Here is an 18630-nt window from a genome sequence, read left to right as displayed (position 1 = left end):
ACCCTAGGCATCCTCGATCAAGATTGCGCGGAAATCATTCACATTTGTCCCCGTTGGGCCGGGTTTAAAAATGGAACCCGCCGCGTCAAACGCACCCCACGCATCATTGCGCCGCTGGGCATCCGCAGGGTCAACACCCGCCGCCCGCATCTGCGCGGCGGTTTCGCCATTGGCAAAAGCGCCAGCGTTATCTTCTGAGCCGTCAATCCCATCGGTATCAGCCGCCAGCGCCGTGATGCCCGCCACGCCATCAATAGCCTGTGCAAAGCCCAGCAAAAACGCCGTGTTCCGCCCGCCGCGTCCGCCTTTGTGGCGCAGAGTTACTGTGGTCTCGCCTCCAGACAAAATCACAACAGGCGCTTTGAACGGTCTGCCTTGTGCCACAACCTCACGTGCAATCGCCGCATGCATCTGCCCGATCACATCCGCCTCGCCCTCTATCGCATCCGATAATATCACCGCAGGCACACCCGCCGCTTCGGCCGCACGCGCCGCTGCCTCAAGGGACAACCGCGCCGAGGCGATGACACGCACCTCATGCCCTGCAAAAATCGGATCATCCGGCATCGGGGCGCTTTGCAGGCGCGCCACCACCTGCGCGGGCAGTTCAATCCCCCGCGCCGCAATCAATGCCTTAGCATCTTCCAACGTGACTGCATCCGGCACCGTCGGGCCAGACGCCACTTGCGCAGGGTCATCCCCCGGGACATCGGACACAACAAGGCTGACCACTTTGGCGGGATAAGCCGCAGCCGCCAGACGGCCGCCTTTGATCCCACTGGCATGTTTGCGGATCGCATTCATCACACCAATCGGCGCACCAGAGGCCAATAGCGCTTCATTCAATGCTTGTTCATCCGCCAACGTCAGCCCCTCGGGAGGAGAGGGCAGCAATGCCGATCCCCCACCACAGACCAAAGCCACCACCAGATCATCTGGCCCCAGCCCCGCAACAGCATCAAACATGGCCTGCGTCGCCTGCATCCCTGCGGCATCAGGCACAGGGTGTGCCGCCTCCATCACGCGGATGTGCTGCGTCGCACAGGCATAGCCATAGCCATAGCGCGTGACAACAACGCCCTCTACAGGCGCGTCCCACAGCGCCTCAAACGCTGCGGCCAGTTGCGCAGCACCCTTGCCAGCGCCCACCACCACCGTGCGTCCCTTGGGACGTGTAGGCAGGTGGGGCGCAAGCGCCGCCTTGGCATCCGCCGCCGTCACAGCCGCTTCGAACAAATGCGTCAAAAACGCCTGTTTAGCAGGATCAATCACCCGCCGAACTCTGCTCGCAAGGCAACCTTTTGCACTTTGCCCATCGTGTTACGGGGCAATTCGTCGATCACACGGTATTCACGGGGCTGCTTGAACCGCGCCAATGCCGCCCCTGCCGCTGCTTTCACTGCGTCCAGATCAATTTGCGCGCCCGGCAGTGGCACCAGCACCGCCAAAGGCACTTCGCCCATATCAGCATGTGGCACGCCAATCACGGCGCTCTCCAACACGCCGTCTTGCGCGTCCAGCAGCAGCTCTAGTTCTTTGGGATAGATGTTATACCCGCCAGAAATGATCAAATCCTTGCCACGCCCGACAATGGTCACATAGCCCGCTTCGTCCTGCACCCCCAGATCGCCCGTGATAAAGAACCCGTCGGCGCGCATGTCTTCGGCGGTCTTTTCGGGCATGTTCCAATACCCCTGAAAGACATTCGCACCTCGCACTTCGACCACACCCGTTTCGCCACGCGGCAGCTCCACACCATCCGCATCTGCCACGCGCAGCTCTACATCAGGCAGCGGCAGACCAACTGTTCCTGCACGGCGCTCCCCCTCATAGGGGTTGGACGTGCTCATATTCGTTTCTGTCATGCCGTAGCGTTCCAGAATACGGTGGCCTGTCCGTTCCTCAAACGCCACATGCGCATCCGCCAACAACGGCGCAGACCCCGAGATAAACAGCCGCATCCCCGCCGTTAGGTCACGGTCAAACCGCGCATCATCCAGCAGACGTGTGTAGAATGTCGGCACCCCCATCAGCGCCGTGGCGCGGGGCATCCATGCAATCAACTGATCAATGTCCAATTTGGGCATGAACACCATCGCACCGCCTGCCATCAGCATCACATTCGTGGCCACAAACAACCCATGGGTATGGAAAATTGGCAGACCATGCAGCAACACGTCCTCTTTGGTGAACTGCCACAGGTTTGTCAGCGTCGCAGCATTGCTGATCAGGTTCTTCTGGCTCAGCATCGCGCCTTTGGAGCGCCCCGTCGTACCAGAGGTATACAAAAACGCCGCCAGATCATCTTCGCTCCGCGCAACCGTCTCAAACGAATCCCCCTGCTCATCGGCACAATCAGACAGCGTACCGCCTGCCGCATCCAATGTCGCAAAAGCCGCGCCAGCGTCCTGTGCTACGGCGTTCAGCTCCTGCGCGCGTGCAGGCGCGCCCACCAACAAGGCCGCTCCGCTATCGCCAACAAAATACGCAAGCTCGGTTCCTGTGTAAGCAGTATTCAGCGGCAAGAAAATCGCCCCCAACTGGGCGCAGGCCGCGTAAAGCGCCAGCATATCAGGACATTTTTCAACTTGAACCGCCACACGGTCACCCGTTTTCACGCCAAATTTGCTCAGCGCATGTGCCAATTGCGCGGCGCGGCGTATGAAATCAGCGTGGCTGATTACGCCACCTTCAGGCAAATACAAGAACGGCGTGCCCTGCCCAGCATGGGGCGCAAACATCGTATCATAAAGCGGGTTGTTCATCGTGTAACCTTCATATAGTTTGCCTTACCTTAACCCAGCAAATTCTGCGTGCAAATCACCAGATGTCGGGACCTCTTACTGGCCGCCCTACCACCAAGGCAAAGGGCACTTCACAACGGCTTAGCCCGCGCGCAATGGCGCTGCGGGTAATCATCCGTATACAAATGCACCTTAACCCAGTAGGGGCAGGGGCAACTCCACCTTTATCCGCTCAGGAAATTTCCCTTGATTCAGACGATCGCAGACGCACTAGCCGCTCAAGGCTATGATAAAATGACACCCGTTCAGGACGCCGTTATTGCGCCCGAACTTGACGGCGCAGACCTGTTGGTTTCCGCTCAAACTGGCTCCGGCAAAACCGTGGCTTTCGGCCTTGCCATCGCCCCCACATTGCTGGGCGACGAAACACATTTCGGCCGCGCAGCAGCGCCTCTGGCCCTTGTGATCGCCCCTACCCGTGAATTGGCGATGCAAGTTAGTCGTGAATTGACATGGCTTTACGGCAAAGCGGGCGCAATTGTCGCCACTTGCGTTGGTGGCATGGACACCCGTACCGAGCGCCGCACGCTGGACCGTGGCGCACATATCGTTGTCGCCACGCCGGGCCGCCTATGTGACCACATCAAACGCAACAACATTGATCTGACTGATCTGCGCGCCGTGGTGCTGGATGAAGCCGACGAAATGCTGGATCTGGGTTTCCGCGAAGACCTCGAATTCATTCTCGGCGAATCCCCAGCGACACGCCGCACGCTGATGTTCTCGGCAACTGTGCCAGCGGCTATTGGCAAACTTGCCAAAAGCTATCAGCGCGATGCACAGCGCGTTTCTGTTGTCTCCGACGGCAAACAGCACTCGGACATCGAATACCGCGCCCTGACCGTGAACCCCCGCGACACCGAGAATGCGATTCTCAACATCTTGCGCTTCTATGAAGCCAAGAACGCGATTGTGTTCTGTAACACCCGCGCCGCTGTCGCCCGCCTGACTGCCCGCCTGACAAACCGCAACTTCTCGGTTGTGGCGCTGTCTGGCGAACTGTCCCAGACCGAGCGTACGAACGCCCTGCAATCCTTGCGCGATGGCCGTGCCCGCGTTTGTGTGGCAACCGATGTTGCTGCCCGTGGTATTGACCTTCCAAACCTTGAATTGGTTATCCATGCGGATTTGCCCACCAACGCTGACACGCTTTTGCACCGCTCGGGCCGTACAGGTCGTGCGGGCCGCAAAGGTGTTTCCGCGCTGATCGTACCGCCAAAAATGCGCTCCAAAGCAACTCGCCTGATGGGCTGGGCCAAACTGGATGCAGAATGGGCCCTGCCCCCTTCCGCCGCCGAAGTAAACGCTGCGGATCAAGAGCGCCTGCTCAACGATGAAGCATGGACAACACCAGCGCCCGAAGATGCCGTGGAATTCGTGGCCGAATTGGTTGAGCGTTACACGCCTGCGCAGCTTGCGACCGCCTTTGTGAACCTGCACCGCTCACGCGGCTCCGCGCCCGAAGAGCTTTCTAACCCTGGCGACGGCAAAGAAAACGCGCCGCGCATGGAATTCGGTAAATCCATCTGGTTCTCCATCTCTACAGGCCGCAACGATGGCGCCGAGCCGCGCACGCTGTTGCCTATGTTGTGCCGCGTCGGTGACATGACCCGTGATGACATTGGCGCGATCCGCGTCCAGCCGCGCCACTCCTACGTTGAAGTGGCCGAAGGTGCCGTTCCTAAACTGGTGAACGCGCTGGGCAAAGACATGAAGGCCGAAGATGGCGTGACCCTCACCCGTCTGGACGGCGTGCCAGATTTTGGGCCCCGTACCGGACGCCCCGAGAACAAAGGCAGCGGTAAACCCCGTTTCGACAAAGAGGCCAAGCCTCCGCACCGCGGCAAACCTGCCTATGATCCCGACGCGCCCAAGCCAGCACGCAAGCCACGCCCCCCGCGTGATGACGCAGCACCGGCCGAATACAAACCACGCACTGCCGAGAGCAAACCACGCAGCGCACCTGCGGCCAAGCCAAAGCGCGATGCAACCCGCCCGCCAAAGTCGCACAAGACTGAGCGGACACCGATGAAGGCTGGCGAGAAGCCAAAGTCGAAACCCGTGTGGAAAGACAAACCAGCAGGCGCAGCCAGCGACAAACCTGCTGCGCGTGCAAAAGCAGTCTGGAAAAAACCCGCCAAAGAAGGCGCACCCAGCCGCGATGCAAAACCGACAGGCGGCTACAACCGCGCCTCGGACGCCTCCAAACGCTTTACACCTCCCGGCAAAGGTAAAGGCCCGAAGAAGTAAGAATTGGGAATGGGGTACTTGAAAAACCGTTTCCCTTGCGAAGCTAAGAAACGACAAAAAGGCCAGTGTATTTGCGCTGGCCTTTTTCGTTTGATTTACCCCCGATGCCCTGCCCCACGTATAAATTGCACAATAATAGGGCACTTCTCTTTTTCATTTGCCAAAGCGATGGCTATGCATTCCACTCCCTAGGAAGCGCACATGAACAGAAAATCCTCATGTATTGAGCTTTATCCAGCCTGCGCCAAGCATCGCTTGATAGAGCAGACTCTCCCATTTTTCGAAATCTGGCTCTAAACTTCCGCCCCTCTGGACCTATTTAGTTTTCGATTTTCTCTGTCTAGTAGGGCACAAGTCAGACCAAGACTCCTGATTTCCCTGTTTCCCGCTCAATCGAAAGGTCGCCATCATGGACGGTACATTCAACGAAAATGACATCTCCCGCATCGTGGAGGCTGACCGCGCCCACGTTTGGCACCACCTGAGCCAGCATAAACCCTATGAAACAAGCGATCCGCGCATCATCGTTGAGGGCAAAGGCCTGCGCGTCTGGGACCAGTATGGCAAAGAAAGCATTGATGCCGTCTCGGGTGGCGTTTGGACCGTCAACGTCGGCTATGGCCGCGAATCAATCGCAGATGCCGTGCGTGACCAATTGGTTAAATTGAACTTTTTCGGCGGTACAGTCGGCTCTATCCCCGGTTCCATCTTCTCCGAGATGCTGATCGACAAAATGCCCGGCATGAGCCGCGTTTATTATTGCTCCTCCGGTTCCGAGGCGAATGAAAAAGCCTATAAAATGGTGCGCCAGATCGCCCACAAACGCTTTGGCGGCAAAAAGCACAAAATTCTCTACCGTGACCGCGATTACCACGGCTCCACCATTGGCGCGATGGCATGTGGCGGCCAAGACGAACGTAACCTGCAATATGGCCCCTTCCCTGACGGTTTCATCCGCGTGCCCCATTGCCTTGAATACCGCAAACACGAACAAGCCGGCGCGCCCGAGGAAAACTACGGCATCTGGGCTGCCAATGAGATCGAAAAAATCATTCTGCGCGAAGGCCCGGAAACCGTGGGCGCATTGTGCCTAGAGCCTGTGACAGCGGGCGGCGGTGTCATCACGCCTCCAGATGGTTATTGGGAACGCATCCGCGAAATCTGCGACCAATATGAAATTCTGCTGCACATCGACGAAGTCGTCTGCGGTGTAGGTCGCACAGGCACATGGTTTGGGTATCAGCATTACGGTATCAAACCTGACATGGTCAGCATGGCCAAAGGTGTCGCCTCTGGCTACGCGGCCATCTCTTGCCTTGTCACAACTGAAGCCGTGTTTGACATGTTCAAAGACGATCCTTCCGATGTTCTGAACTACTTCCGCGATATCTCAACCTTTGGTGGATGCACCGCTGGCCCCGCCGCAGCGATTGAGAACATGAAGATCATCGAGCGCGAAAACCTACTGGAAAATACCATCAACATGGGCGACTACATGCTCGATCAACTCAGCGCCCTGCAAGACAAGCACAATGCCATCGGCCAAGTGCGCGGCAAAGGTCTGTTCCTTGGTGCCGAGCTGGTCACGGACCGTGCTACCAAAGAACCCCTGCCTGAAAAAACCGTTGGCGCGATCGTTGCGGATTGCAGCAAAAACGGCGTTATCATCGGGGCAACCAACCGCTCCATTCCGGGCCAAAACAACACATTGTGCTTCTCGCCAGCGCTGATCTGTACCAAAGACGACATCAACCAGATCGTCGAAGCCGTAGACGGCGCGTTGGGCCGCGTTCTAGGCTGAACAAGTGCACAATAGGTGTCAATCTTGGCTCACCCTTTTGGGTGGGCCATTTTTTCGCGCGCACCCCATTTTCCAATATCTCCTTAATCTTGCGGAACCTTTTGACCCAGACAGCGTTAGGTACTCAGACACACAGGGAGATATTTTATGAAAAAGTTCTTGATTGCAGTACCTATGATCGCAGCCCTCGCCGCATGTGAAACACCAGACCGCACATTGGCTGCCACGTCATTGGCCGGGGCCGCAGTTGGTGCCACCGTTTCAGGCGGCGGCGACAAAGCCAAAGGCGCAATCGTCGGCGGTGCCGCGGGTTTAGCCGCGGGTGCATTGATCAACCGCCAGAACAACGGAAACTGCCTCTATCAACGTCCAAACGGCACGCAGTATTCGGCAGCTTGCCCGTAACAGTCAAAAACACCAATTCATTTGACCTAAAAGGCCCCGCTTCACTGCGGGGTCTTTTGCTTTTCACCCATAACGCACGCCCATTTCCCCTTCACACTTCCACCATATTCAACGACTAATCTCTGCATGCTATCAGTTCCTTTAGCAGACTGGAGATGCCCCCAGAAATGCCCGCCCTATTCCGTTTCGCTTTTGCCAGCCTGTTCCCCGCCGCACTCCTTCTGCTCGCTTGCGCTTTTGGCGGCATTTGGCCTGCACTTGGCGCACTCAGCATCACAGTGTTTGTCTTTATCCTTGATCGCAGGGCTGGCCGTATTTGGGCCACGCCAAAACAGGCATCAGGGCATAGACTCTCATTATGCCTCGCAGCTATGCATTTCACTTTACTTGCCGCCAGCGTCTGGGCCATTTCCCAAAACGCCGACCTGTCGGTCACAGATAAAATCCTCATCTTCACTGGCACGGGTCTCTGGCTGGGCCAAATCTCAAACTCGAACGCGCATGAGATGATCCACCGAAGCAACCGCACAGCGCGGCGCGTGGGCGTAGCGATCTATTCTTCGCTACTGTTCGGCCACCACGCAAGCGCCCACCCAAAGGTGCACCACATCCACGTCGCAACCGATCAAGACCCCAATTCAGCCCGCTACGGCGAAGGGTTTTACCGATTTTTCCTGCGCGCTTGGGCTGGCGGATTCAGGGCGGGACTTCACGCTGAAAACGCACAACGCAAAAGGGCGCAAAATCCTGCCCCCGTTTGGCAGCACCCCTATGTCAGCTACATATCGGGTGCCGTTGCAACTTTGCTTGCAGCTGCATTTCTAGGCGGTATCCCAGCCATTGCCGTACTTTGCGCCCTAGCAGGCTATGCACAACTTCAGTTGCTTTTATCTGACTATGTCCAACACTATGGCTTAAGGCGTCAATACGACGAAAATGGCCGCGCTGTACCAGTTGGCCCTCAACACTCATGGAACGCGCCACATTGGTACTCTAGCGCAATGATGTTGAATGCACCCCGCCACTCGGATCACCACATGCATCCTGCCCGCAGCTTTCCAGCGCTTGAATTAAAGGCCGGTGAAATGCCTATGTTACCCCATTCTTTGCCCGTGATGGCCGCGATCGCCTTATATCCAAGGCTTTGGCGGCGGGTGATGGACAAGCGTGTCAACAAGTGGATGGTCAACTAACGATCCCGAATTCATTTCGCTCCAACGTATATCCAGATTGCACTGCAATTAAGGCCAGCCTACAGTCTCCACATGGCCCTTCCTGTAGAAACCTTTTTCCTCCAGCCCGACGCCCAAGGCACCCTGCAATCGCAGATCCAACAGATGATCGCCCGAGGCATTTTATCGGGCAGGTTCCAGCATGGTGAAAAGCTCCCCTCCACCCGCAAATTGGCGCAGCATTTGGGCGTCAGCCGGATCACTGTGACCATCGCCTATACCGAGCTGCTGGCGAATGACTACCTGAGCTCAAAGGGGCGTTCAGGCTATTATGTGTCTGAGAACGCCCCCAGCCCTCCTGCATTTTCCCAAGCGCCAGACACGCAAGACGCCATTGACTGGACCCGCGCCATCGGCCAGCGGTTTAGCGGCGGCGTCACCCCGCGCAAGCCCCAAGACTGGTCCGATTACCGCTATCCGTTTGTGTATGGTCAAGTAGATCAATCCATGTTCGATCACGCCAATTGGCGGCTCTGCGCCCTTCAGGCATTGGGGCAACGCGACTTTACGTCGATGACATCGGACTATTACGACCAAGACGATCCGCAATTGATCGAGTTCATTCTGCGCCATACATTGCCCCGCCGTGGCATCACTGCAGCGCCCGAACAAATCCTGATTACCATGGGCGCACAAAACGCGCTTTGGCTAACGGCCCAAGTCCTGCTGACACAACGCAGACGCGCCGCGTTGGAAGACCCATGTTACCACGCCCTGCGCGATATTCTTGTGCAATCACGGTGCCATGTGACCCCCGTGCGTGTCGACCAAGACGGCCTGCCCCCCGAGGCCATCCCGCCTGATACGGATGTAATTTTTACCACACCCAGCCATCAATGCCCCACAAACGCGACCATGCCGATGTCACGCCGACACAGGCTTTTGGCCCGCGCACGTGAAATAGATGCCCTGATCGTTGAGGATGATTACGAGTTCGAAACCTCCTTCCTGCGCCCGCCCTCGCCTGCGTTGAAATCGCTGGATACAGAAGGGCGCGTCATCTATGTGGGCAGTTTCTCAAAATCTCTTTTCCCCGGATTACGCCTTGGGTATCTTGTCGGTTCCGAGCCCTTCATCCGCGAAGCACGGGCGCTGCGCGCCTCGGTTTTGCGTCATCCCCCGGGTCATATCCAACGCACCACCTCCTATTTTCTATCGCTTGGCCATTATGATGCTTTGGTCCGCCGCATGGGCAGCGCCCTGCACGAACGCCGCACAAAGATGGAAGAAGGCATTGCGAAATTCGGGCTGACCATCGCAGGGCAAGGCGCGCATGGTGGCTCCTCTTTCTGGATGCGCGCGCCAGAAGGGATCGACGCCAAACTGCTGGCCTCCCGCCTGCGCAATCGCGGTGTTTTAATCGAACCCGGTCAATCGTTTTTCGGAGGCGAGGATAAACCCCAAAACTTCTTTCGCCTCGGCTATTCCTCTATCCACCCCAACCGTATCGTAAACGGCCTGCAAGAACTGGCTGCCGAGATTGAAGAGATGATGCCCTCTGGCTCTATTCGGCGCTAAAAACTGGCCCTAACCCTTTGACCCTACAGGCCGTAACCTGCCGTCAATCTGTTTCCACGCGCCCTCATACCCAAGGATAAGCCCCAATGAAGATGACCACCGAAGAAGCTTTTGTCAAAACGCTGCAACGCCACGGCATCCAGCACGCATTTGGCATTATCGGCTCTGCCATGATGCCGATCTCGGACATCTTTCCAAAGGCGGGGATCACCTTTTGGGACTGCGCGCATGAAGGTTCGGCAGGTATGATGTCAGATGGCTACACCCGCGCCACTGGTAAAATGTCGATGATGATCGCCCAAAACGGGCCGGGCATTACGAACTTTGTTACCGCTGTCAAAACGGCATATTGGAACCACACGCCTTTGCTGTTGATTACGCCACAAGCCGCAAACAAGACCATCGGCCAAGGGGGCTTCCAAGAGATGGAGCAAATGAACCTCTTTGCGGATTGCGTTGCCTACCAAGAAGAAGTCCGCGATCCGTCCCGCATCGCCGAGACACTGAACCGCGTGATCATGCAAGCCAAACGCGCCTCTGCCCCTGCCCAGATCAACGTTCCACGTGATTTCTGGACACAGGTGATCGACATTGAAATCCCCGAAGTTGTTGATTTTGAGCTGCCCCAAGGTGGCGAAAACGCCATCGCCAACGCAGCAGAGATGCTCTCCACCGCCAAGTTCCCTGTAATCTTAAACGGCGCGGGTGTGGTATTGGCCAAAGGCGGCATCGAAGCCTCGCGCGTCTTGGCTGAAAAACTGGATGCACCCGTATGTGTGGGCTACCAGCACAATGACGCTTTCCCCGGAAACCATCCGCTGTTCGCAGGCCCGCTGGGCTACAACGGCTCAAAAGCGGGGATGGAGCTGATCTCAAAGGCCGATGTCGTCTTGTGCCTTGGCACCCGCCTGAATCCTTTCTCGACTTTGCCGGGCTACGGCATTGATTACTGGCCAACGCAGGCCAAAGTCATTCAGGTGGATATCAATCCAGACCGCATCGGGCTGACTAAAAAGGTGACTGTAGGTATTGTCGGGGATGCGGCCAAAGTGGCCAAAGCGATCACCACACAACTGGCTGATACCGCTGGCGATGCGGGCCGTGATGACCGCAAGGCGCTGATCGGTCAAACCAAATCCGCTTGGGCGCAAGAGCTCACTTCAATGACAAATGAGGCCGACGATCCGGGCACAGATTGGAACGTGCGTGCCCGCGCCGCCAAACCCGACTGGATGAGCCCGCGTATGGCATGGCGTGCGATCCAGCAGGCTCTCCCGCAAGAGGCAATCATCTCGTCCGACATCGGCAACAACTGCGCCATCGGCAACGCCTATCCCTCCTTTACCGAGGGCCGTAAATATCTGGCACCCGGTCTGTTTGGCCCCTGTGGCTATGGCCTGCCCGCCATTGTTGGTGCCAAGATCGGTCAACCTGACGTGCCTGTTGTCGGCTTTGCCGGTGATGGCGCATTTGGCATCTCGGTAAATGAGCTGACGGCAATTGGCCGTGGCGAATGGCCTGCCGTGACGCAGGTTGTTTTCCGCAACTATCAATGGGGCGCCGAAAAGCGCAACAGCACGCTGTGGTTCGATGACAATTTCGTCGGCACCGAGCTGGACGAAGACGTATCCTATTGCGGAATCGCCAAAGCCTGTGGCCTGCAAGGCGTGATCGCCCGCACCCAAGAAGAGCTGACAGCCGCCCTTGCCAAGGCCATCGACGATCAGATGAACCACGGTAAAACCACGTTGATCGAAGCGATGATCAACCAAGAACTGGGCGACCCGTTCCGCCGCGATGCGATGAAAAATCCGGTCATCGTTGCAGGAATTGATGCCGCCGACATGCGCGAACAGTCGGTTTAAGGTTTTGCCCCGCCCCTCCATATTGGTGATGAACGCAGGTTCGTCATCAATCAAGACAGCGCTCTTTGACAGGGCGCTGTCCGAGGTCTTGCGACTGGAGGCAACAGGCATCGGCACAGGCGGCGCAGTGACGATTGCGGGCGAAACACAGGCGGTTTCGCTGCCTGATAACGCCACGGCCCTGAACGCGATTTTTGATGCCCTTGCCGCCCGTGGCATCACCGTGGCCGACCTGGACGCAACCGCCCACCGCGTTGTGCACGGCGGCACAGACCTGACCACCGCGCAACGTATCACACCTGATGTGATCGATGCCGTCACCCGCTGTGTTCCCTTGGCCCCTCTGCACAATCCCCACCATCTGGCTGCCATTCACGCCGTCACCGCCATCGCCCCTGACCTGCCCCAATACGCCAGTTTCGACACCGCCTTTCACGCCACCATCCCGCCACTGGCCCATCGCTTTGCGCTGCCTGATCTGCCTGATCTACCGGGCCTGCGGCGGTATGGTTTTCACGGCACCAGCTATGCGGCCTTGGTGCATGCACTCCCCGATCAAAGCAAAACACTGCCCCGCCGCCTGTTGGCGATGCATCTGGGCAACGGCGTGTCGCTCTGTGCCATTCACAACGGCCGGTCCGTCGCAACAACGATGGGCTACTCACCGCTAGGGGGGCTGACCATGGGCACCCGCGCAGGCGAAATTGATGCCGGTGCCGTGCTGCGCCTTGTGCGGGAACGCGGCTTGGATGCCGCCGATGATGTACTGCACCGGCAATCTGGCCTGTTGGGCCTGTCCGGCCTGAGCAGTGACATGCGCACCCTAGAGGCCAGCGCCACCCCAGAGGCCCATTTTGCCGTTGATCATTTTTGCTATTGGATCGTGCGACAGGCAGGGTCACTCATTGCCGCGATGGGGGGTATTGATGCAATCGCATTCACAGGCGGCATTGGCGAGAATTCTAAACATGTCCGCGACAGCGTGACCGCACAACTGCGCTGGCTGGGCGCATTCCCCACCTACATCGTCCCCGCCCAAGAAGAGCTTCACATCGCCCGCGAAGCAAAAACACTGTTAGGCCTTCGGGCCGCCCAAGAGGATCACAATGTCGCATAAACAGCCCGCGCTGGACCTAAGCCCAAAAGTCTCGGACGAGATCCGCAAAACCACCTGTTATATGTGTGCCTGCCGTTGCGGCATTAACGTTCACATGAAAAAAGACCCGTTGGGCGATCTGAAAGTGGCCTATATTGAGGGCAACCGCGATCACCCCGTCAACAAGGGTGTGCTCTGCGCCAAAGGGTCGGCTGGCATCATGCAGCACAATGCCCCCTCGCGGCTACGCGCGCCGATGAAGCGGGTCGGCGAAAGAGGGTCAGGCGAGTTTGAGGAAATCAGCTGGGACGAAGCCTATGACATCGCCGCAGGGTGGCTAAGACCCATCCGCGAAACCAATCCCGAGAAGCTGGCGTTTTTCACAGGGCGCGATCAATCTCAGAGCTTTACCTCGCTCTGGGCGCAGTCCTTTGGCACCCCCAACTATGCGGCACATGGCGGTTTTTGCTCCGTCAATATGGCCGCAGCAGGCATCTACACCATGGGCGGCGCGTTTTGGGAATTTGGCCAACCCGATTGGGACCACACAAAACTGTTTATGCTGTTCGGCGTGGCCGAAGACCACGACAGCAATCCGATCAAAATGGGCATCGGTAAAATCAAAAAACGCGGCGCGCGCGTGATTGGCGTCAATCCGATCCGCACAGGCTATAACGCTGTGGCAGATGACTGGGTCGGCATCACCCCGGGCACTGACGGATTATTCATCTTGTCGATGATCCATTGCCTGATGCAGGCAGGCAAGATGGACCTGCATTATCTGGCGCAATACACCGATGCTGCTGTGTTGCTCAACTGCGATGAAAAATCTCCTGAATTTGGCCTGAAACTGCGCGATGAAGACGGTAAGGAATTGGTGATCGACCGCACCACAGGCAAACCCGCACCCTATGACCGCAAAGGCGTGCGCCCCGATTTGGCCGCGACCTACCGCGTGGCAGGCATCACCCATCGTCCCGTCTTCCACCAAATGGCCGAGATGTATCTAGACGCACAATACGCGCCCGAGGCCGTGGCCGAACGCTGCGGCATTTCCGCCAAGCGCATCCGCACTTTGGCGGCGGAACTGGCGCGCGTGGCCTTTGACGAGGCATTCGAGCTGGATCACGAATGGACGGATTTCCGCGGCGAGCATCACAAGACCATGACAGGCCGCCCTGTTTCCTTCCACGCCATGCGCGGGATTTCGGCCCATGCCAACGGGTTCCAGACCTGTCGCGCCTTGCACACACTGCAAATCATCCTTGGCACCGTCGAAGTGCCGGGCGGCTTCAGGTTCAAACCCCCCTACCCCAAACCCGCCACAGCCCATCCTAAACCCCATTGCAAAGTCACGCCAAACGCACCGCTAGACGGGCCGCACCTTGGCTTTGTGCAAGGCCCTGACGATCTGGCGCTAAAGGAAGACGGCACGCCTGCCCGCATCGACAAAGCCTTCACATGGGAAAATCCAATGTCGGCGCATGGGTTGATGCATATGGTGATTTCTAACGCCTATGCGGGTGATCCCTACAAGATCGACACGCTGTTCATGTATATGGCCAATATGTCGTGGAACTCCTCCATGAACACCTCAGGCGTCACACAGATGCTCACGGACAAAGACGAAAACGGCGAATACGTGATCCCCCGTATCATCTATTCCGATGCCTATAGCTCGGAAATGGTGGCTTATTCCGACCTGATCCTGCCCGACACCACCTACCTCGAGCGCCACGATTGCATCTCGCTATTGGACCGCCCGATTTGCGAAGCAGACGCCGTGGCCGATGCCATCCGCTGGCCGGTGGTAGAGCCTGATCGCAACGTCAAAGGCTTTCAATCCGCGCTGTGTGATCTGGGTGCGCGCCTTGGTCTGCCCGCCTTTACCAATGAGAACGGCAGCCAGAAATACGCCGATTACGCCGATTACATCATCAACCATCAACGCCGCCCGGGTGTCGGGCCGTTGGCGGGGTGGCGCATGGGCGAACACGGCCCCCAAGGCGGGCGCGGCGATGTGAATCACAGCCAGCTTGATAACTACATTGCAAACGGCGGTTTCTTTGTTGAACACATCCCCGATGGCGCAAATTACTATAAACCGTGGAACGCAGACTATCAGGATTGGGCCGTAAAAATGGGCCTGTATGATACGCCCCAGCCCTACCTCTTTTCGCTCTATGCCGAACCTATGCGCAAATTCCAACTGGCTGCAGAGGGCCACGGCGAGCGCCAGCCCCCCGACCACCTGCGCGCCCGCCTGCGCGAAAAAATGTCCCCTCTTCCGATCTGGTACGAGACCGACCAGCAAGGCAACGAAGGTTTCACCATCACCGCGCTGACCCAGCGACCCATGGCGATGTACCATTCATGGGGCAGCCAAAACGCATGGCTGCGCCAGTTACATGGCCGCAACCCGATGTATATCCCAACCAAACTGATGCGCGAACATGGTCTGCAAGATGGCGATTGGGCGCAGATCACTTCCCCCCACGGCGCGATCACCGTCCCCGTCATGGAAATGGCCGCGCTGAACGAAAACACAATCTGGACGTGGAATGCGATTGGCAAACGCAAAGGTGCATGGGCGCTGGACAAAGACGCGCCCGAGGCCACCAAAGGTTTCCTGCTCAACCATCTCATTCACGAATTGTTGCCCCCCAAAGGCGACGGGCTGCGATGGGCCAATTCGGACCCGATAACAGGACAAGCCGCATGGTTTGACCTAAAGGTGTCCATCCAGAAAGTTGCCGCACCTGCAGGGGCAGAATCTCAGCCCGCCCTGCCGCCCCTTAAATCTCCGGTGCCCCAAGCGCCGAAAAACCTGACATGGAAGGTAGGCCAATGACCCAGCTTCCCACACAAACCACCAAAAAACTGGGCCTCGTCATTGATCTGGATACCTGCGTTGGCTGCCACGCCTGCGTGATTTCGTGCAAAGGCTGGAACACGGAAAACTACGGCGCGCCCCTTTCGGATCAAGACGCTTACGGCGCAGACCCATCTGGGACCTTTTTGAACCGCGTGCACAGTTATGAGGTCCAGCCAACCCAAGGTGACGCACAGCTGGTCCACTTTCCAAAATCCTGCCTACACTGCGAAGACGCCCCCTGCGTCACCGTCTGTCCGACAGGGGCCAGCTATAAACGTGTCGAGGACGGCATTGTTTTGGTGAATGAAATCGACTGTATCGGCTGCGGCCTTTGTGCATGGGCCTGCCCCTACGGTGCGCGTGAACTTGATGCAGCCGAAGGCGTGATGAAGAAATGCACCCTGTGCGTGGACCGTATCTATAACGAAAACCTGCCCGAGATCGACCGCACCCCCTCTTGCGTGCGCACCTGCCCGTCCAATGCCCGCCACTTTGGCGATCTGGGCGACCCTGACAGCGATGTAAGCAAGCTGGTGGCGGAGCGTGGCGGAATCGACCTGATGCCAGAGCAAGGCACAAAACCCGTCAACAAATACCTGCCGCCCCGCCCCAAAGACCAACTGGCGCAAAGCGATGAGCAGATTGACATCCTCGCCCCCTTCCTTGATCCCGTCGCAACAGAGGCCAAAGGCTTTCTCAGCTGGCTCGACAAGACACTGGAGAAACTCTGATGCACCCCGCACCTTCCGTCATCTTCTTCTCCACCTTCTCGGGCTTGGGCTTTGGCCTGCTGATATTTCTCGGCCTCGGCATGCCTGCCGTGACAGGGCTCAGCGCCTTTGCCTTTTTCGCCATCGCTTATGTGCTGGCTGTGGGCGGTCTCATTTCCTCGACCTTCCACTTGGGCCGCCCCGAACGTGCACTCAAAGCCTTCAGCCAATGGCGCACAAGCTGGCTATCGCGCGAAGCGTGGTGTGCGGTTGCCGCGCTGATCCTCATGGCGCTCTACGGCGCTGGGTTGGTTTTCTTTGATCAACGCTGGACCCTCTTGGGCCTGCTGGGCGCAGCGGCATCATTGGGCACCGTGTTCACAACATCCATGATCTACGCCCAGCTCAAAACCGTGCCGCGCTGGAACAGCCCCCTCACCCCTGCCAATTTCTTGTCGATCTGCATCGCAGGCGGCGCGTTGATGTCAGGGCAGGTGACTTGGGCCATTGTGCTGTTGCTGTTAGCGGGCGGCATCCAGATCGCCACATGGATGCGTGGGGATACCGCCTTTGCGGACAGCGGCACAGACATGGCCACCGCAACAGGTTTGGGCAGCATCGGCACCGTGCGTGCGTTTGAGCCGCCCCATACTGGCACAAACTATCTGTTGCGCGAATTTGTCTATGTGATCGGGCGTAAACACGCACTGAAACTGCGGATCATTGCCATCTCACTGATGGTGATCTTACCCGTATTTTTCCTGCTGCTGTCGTTTAACCATTGGCTGGGGCTACTGGCTGCGCTGGCCCATATCACTGGCGTGTTCGCCGCCCGCTGGCTGTTTTTTGCACAGGCCGAACATGTCGTCGGCCTGTACTATGGTAAACGCTAACCCCGTCAAAGCGGCAGGCGTTTTTCCACCACCCGCGCCATCACAGAAGCACCAATCGGCAAGATTGCAGGGTCTAGCATGAATGACGGGTTATGCAGCGGAACCGTGCCTGCATGACCCAGCACACAATAGGCCCCCGGAACCACCTTGAGCATATCCGCGAAATCCTCTGACCCCGTTGCGGGCTCGGAATTGTCATAGGTGTTTTCCACCCCAACGATATCCGCAGCGGCGTCCAGATAAGCATCTGACAGGTCGTTGTCATTGACCAACACATCAAACACGTTGCGCAAATCGCAAGTGATCTCCACCGCATGCGCCAATGCAAAACCCTCACAAATCGCCTTCATCCGGCCAGAGACCAGTTCATAAACATCGTCTTTAAAATAGCGGATTGTTCCCGCCAAAGTGGCGGTTTCAGGCACCACATTATAGGCAGCACCCGCATGCATCTGCGTCACGGACAACACGCAGGTGTCCAGTGCGGGCACATTGCGGCTGAGGATTGTCTGCAACTCGGTCGCAAGGCTGGCCGCAATGATCAGCGCATCTTTCCCATCAGACGGACGCGCCGCATGGCTGCCTTTGCCCGTCACCTTAATGTCAAAAAACGCTGCGCCCGCCATGGCAGCGCCTTTGCAGATGCCGACCTTACCGTGCTGGCCATCGGGCATATTGTGCATGCCGTAAATTTCATCGCAGGGGAACTGTTCAAACAACCCATCTGCGATCATCTGGCGCGCGCCCCCCAAACCCTCTTCGGCTGGTTGGAACACAAGCACAACCGTACCGTCAAAATCGCGTGTGGCGGCCAAATGTTTAGCCGCCCCCAGCAGCATGGTTGTATGCCCGTCATGGCCGCAGGCATGCATCACGCCATCATTCTGCGAGGCGTACTCCAACCCCGTGATTTCATGAATAGGCAGCGCATCCATATCAGCACGCAAGCCCACACGCCGATTGCCCTTTTGCTTGCCGTGAATCAGGCCAACAACACCTGTTTTCCCCAAACCTGTATAAACCTCGTCCACACCATAATCGCGCAGCTTCTGCGCTACGATTGCGCTGGTGCGCTCTTCGGTAAAGCCGATTTCAGGATGCGCGTGCAGGTCGCGAAAAATCGCGGTCAGCTCATCTGTGCTTTCGGCAATAAGGGGAAGGATTTTCATAGTCAGGCTCCG

Annotated in this window: 13 protein-coding genes; 10 read left to right on the top strand and 3 right to left on the bottom strand. The window is 57.6% G+C overall.

Features of this window, described 5'->3' with window-relative positions:
- Positions 1-3: 3 nt before the first annotated feature.
- Complete coding sequence (locus GGR95_RS00710; RefSeq protein WP_184562744.1) at positions 4-1269, bottom strand: DUF4147 domain-containing protein; 1266 nt, start codon at positions 1267-1269, stop codon at positions 4-6.
- Complete coding sequence (locus tag GGR95_RS00705; protein ID WP_184561764.1) at positions 1269-2765, bottom strand: malonate--CoA ligase; 1497 nt, start codon at positions 2763-2765, stop codon at positions 1269-1271. Before GGR95_RS00705 ends, GGR95_RS00710 begins: the two co-directional genes overlap by 1 nt.
- A 225-nt stretch (positions 2766-2990) precedes the next feature.
- Between GGR95_RS00705 and GGR95_RS00700 the strand changes: the two genes are divergently transcribed.
- The 10 genes from GGR95_RS00700 (at position 2991) to GGR95_RS00655 (ending at position 17449) form a co-directional block, all read left to right on the top strand.
- The gene (locus GGR95_RS00700; protein ID WP_184561762.1) at positions 2991-5054 is read left to right on the top strand and encodes a DEAD/DEAH box helicase; all 2064 of its coding nucleotides are present in this window, start codon (positions 2991-2993) and stop codon (positions 5052-5054) included.
- Positions 5055-5463: 409 nt separating this feature from the next.
- Complete coding sequence (locus tag GGR95_RS00695) at positions 5464-6855, top strand: aminotransferase family protein (protein ID WP_184561760.1); 1392 nt, start codon at positions 5464-5466, stop codon at positions 6853-6855.
- A gap of 147 nt (positions 6856-7002) precedes the next feature.
- A complete protein-coding gene (locus tag GGR95_RS00690) occupies positions 7003-7260 on the top strand; it encodes a hypothetical protein (RefSeq protein WP_184561758.1) in 258 nt (85 codons plus the stop codon).
- A gap of 371 nt (positions 7261-7631) precedes the next feature.
- A complete protein-coding gene (locus tag GGR95_RS00685; protein ID WP_246423247.1) occupies positions 7632-8453 on the top strand; it encodes an alkane 1-monooxygenase in 822 nt (273 codons plus the stop codon).
- 72 nt (positions 8454-8525) lie between these two features.
- Positions 8526-10010, top strand: a complete 1485-nt coding sequence (pdxR, locus tag GGR95_RS00680) for a MocR-like pyridoxine biosynthesis transcription factor PdxR (protein ID WP_184561756.1) — start codon at positions 8526-8528, stop codon at positions 10008-10010.
- A gap of 86 nt (positions 10011-10096) precedes the next feature.
- Positions 10097-11875, top strand: coding sequence for a sulfoacetaldehyde acetyltransferase (gene xsc, locus GGR95_RS00675; RefSeq protein WP_184561754.1), 1779 nt, complete (start codon positions 10097-10099; stop codon positions 11873-11875).
- Complete coding sequence (locus GGR95_RS00670) at positions 11844-12992, top strand: acetate/propionate family kinase (RefSeq protein WP_184561753.1); 1149 nt, start codon at positions 11844-11846, stop codon at positions 12990-12992. The genes xsc and GGR95_RS00670 overlap by 32 nt, the downstream gene beginning before the upstream one ends.
- Positions 12982-15822, top strand: coding sequence for a molybdopterin oxidoreductase family protein (locus tag GGR95_RS00665; protein WP_184561751.1), 2841 nt, complete (start codon positions 12982-12984; stop codon positions 15820-15822). Before GGR95_RS00670 ends, GGR95_RS00665 begins: the two co-directional genes overlap by 11 nt.
- On the top strand, positions 15819-16577 hold the full coding sequence (locus tag GGR95_RS00660) for a 4Fe-4S dicluster domain-containing protein (RefSeq protein WP_184561749.1): 759 nt from the start codon (positions 15819-15821) through the stop codon (positions 16575-16577). The genes GGR95_RS00665 and GGR95_RS00660 overlap by 4 nt, the downstream gene beginning before the upstream one ends.
- Positions 16577-17449, top strand: a complete 873-nt coding sequence (locus GGR95_RS00655) for a dimethyl sulfoxide reductase anchor subunit family protein (protein ID WP_184561747.1) — start codon at positions 16577-16579, stop codon at positions 17447-17449. The genes GGR95_RS00660 and GGR95_RS00655 overlap by 1 nt, the downstream gene beginning before the upstream one ends.
- Before the next feature lie 5 nt (positions 17450-17454).
- On the opposite strand, the gene GGR95_RS00650 is transcribed toward GGR95_RS00655, so the two are convergent.
- Positions 17455-18618 (bottom strand): M20 aminoacylase family protein, encoded by a 1164-nt coding sequence (locus GGR95_RS00650; protein WP_184561745.1) that lies wholly within the window; start codon positions 18616-18618, stop codon positions 17455-17457.
- Positions 18619-18630: the final 12 nt, after the last annotated feature.

It is taken from the genome of Sulfitobacter undariae (assembly GCF_014196805.1).
GTDB classification, from domain to species: Bacteria; Pseudomonadota; Alphaproteobacteria; order Rhodobacterales; family Rhodobacteraceae; genus Sulfitobacter; species Sulfitobacter undariae.
This window is presented reverse-complemented; position numbering and strand designations above follow the sequence as displayed.

Excerpts from the sequence above, each read along its gene's own strand:
- GGR95_RS00665 (WP_184561751.1), top strand. The coding sequence starts at position 12,982 with ATGTCGCATAAACAGCCCGCGCTGGACCTAAGCCCAAAAGTCTCGGAC.
- GGR95_RS00670 (WP_184561753.1), top strand. The coding sequence starts at position 11,844 with ATGCCGCCGACATGCGCGAACAGTCGGTTTAAGGTTTTGCCCCGCCCC.
- GGR95_RS00690 (WP_184561758.1), top strand. The coding sequence starts at position 7,003 with ATGAAAAAGTTCTTGATTGCAGTACCTATGATCGCAGCCCTCGCCGCA.
- pdxR (WP_184561756.1), top strand. The coding sequence starts at position 8,526 with ATGGCCCTTCCTGTAGAAACCTTTTTCCTCCAGCCCGACGCCCAAGGC.
- GGR95_RS00705 (WP_184561764.1), bottom strand. The coding sequence starts at position 2,765 with ATGAACAACCCGCTTTATGATACGATGTTTGCGCCCCATGCTGGGCAG.
- GGR95_RS00695 (WP_184561760.1), top strand. The coding sequence starts at position 5,464 with ATGGACGGTACATTCAACGAAAATGACATCTCCCGCATCGTGGAGGCT.
- xsc (WP_184561754.1), top strand. The coding sequence starts at position 10,097 with ATGAAGATGACCACCGAAGAAGCTTTTGTCAAAACGCTGCAACGCCAC.
- GGR95_RS00685 (WP_246423247.1), top strand. The coding sequence starts at position 7,632 with ATGCATTTCACTTTACTTGCCGCCAGCGTCTGGGCCATTTCCCAAAAC.
- GGR95_RS00650 (WP_184561745.1), bottom strand. The coding sequence starts at position 18,618 with ATGAAAATCCTTCCCCTTATTGCCGAAAGCACAGATGAGCTGACCGCG.
- GGR95_RS00655 (WP_184561747.1), top strand. The coding sequence starts at position 16,577 with ATGCACCCCGCACCTTCCGTCATCTTCTTCTCCACCTTCTCGGGCTTG.
- GGR95_RS00660 (WP_184561749.1), top strand. The coding sequence starts at position 15,819 with ATGACCCAGCTTCCCACACAAACCACCAAAAAACTGGGCCTCGTCATT.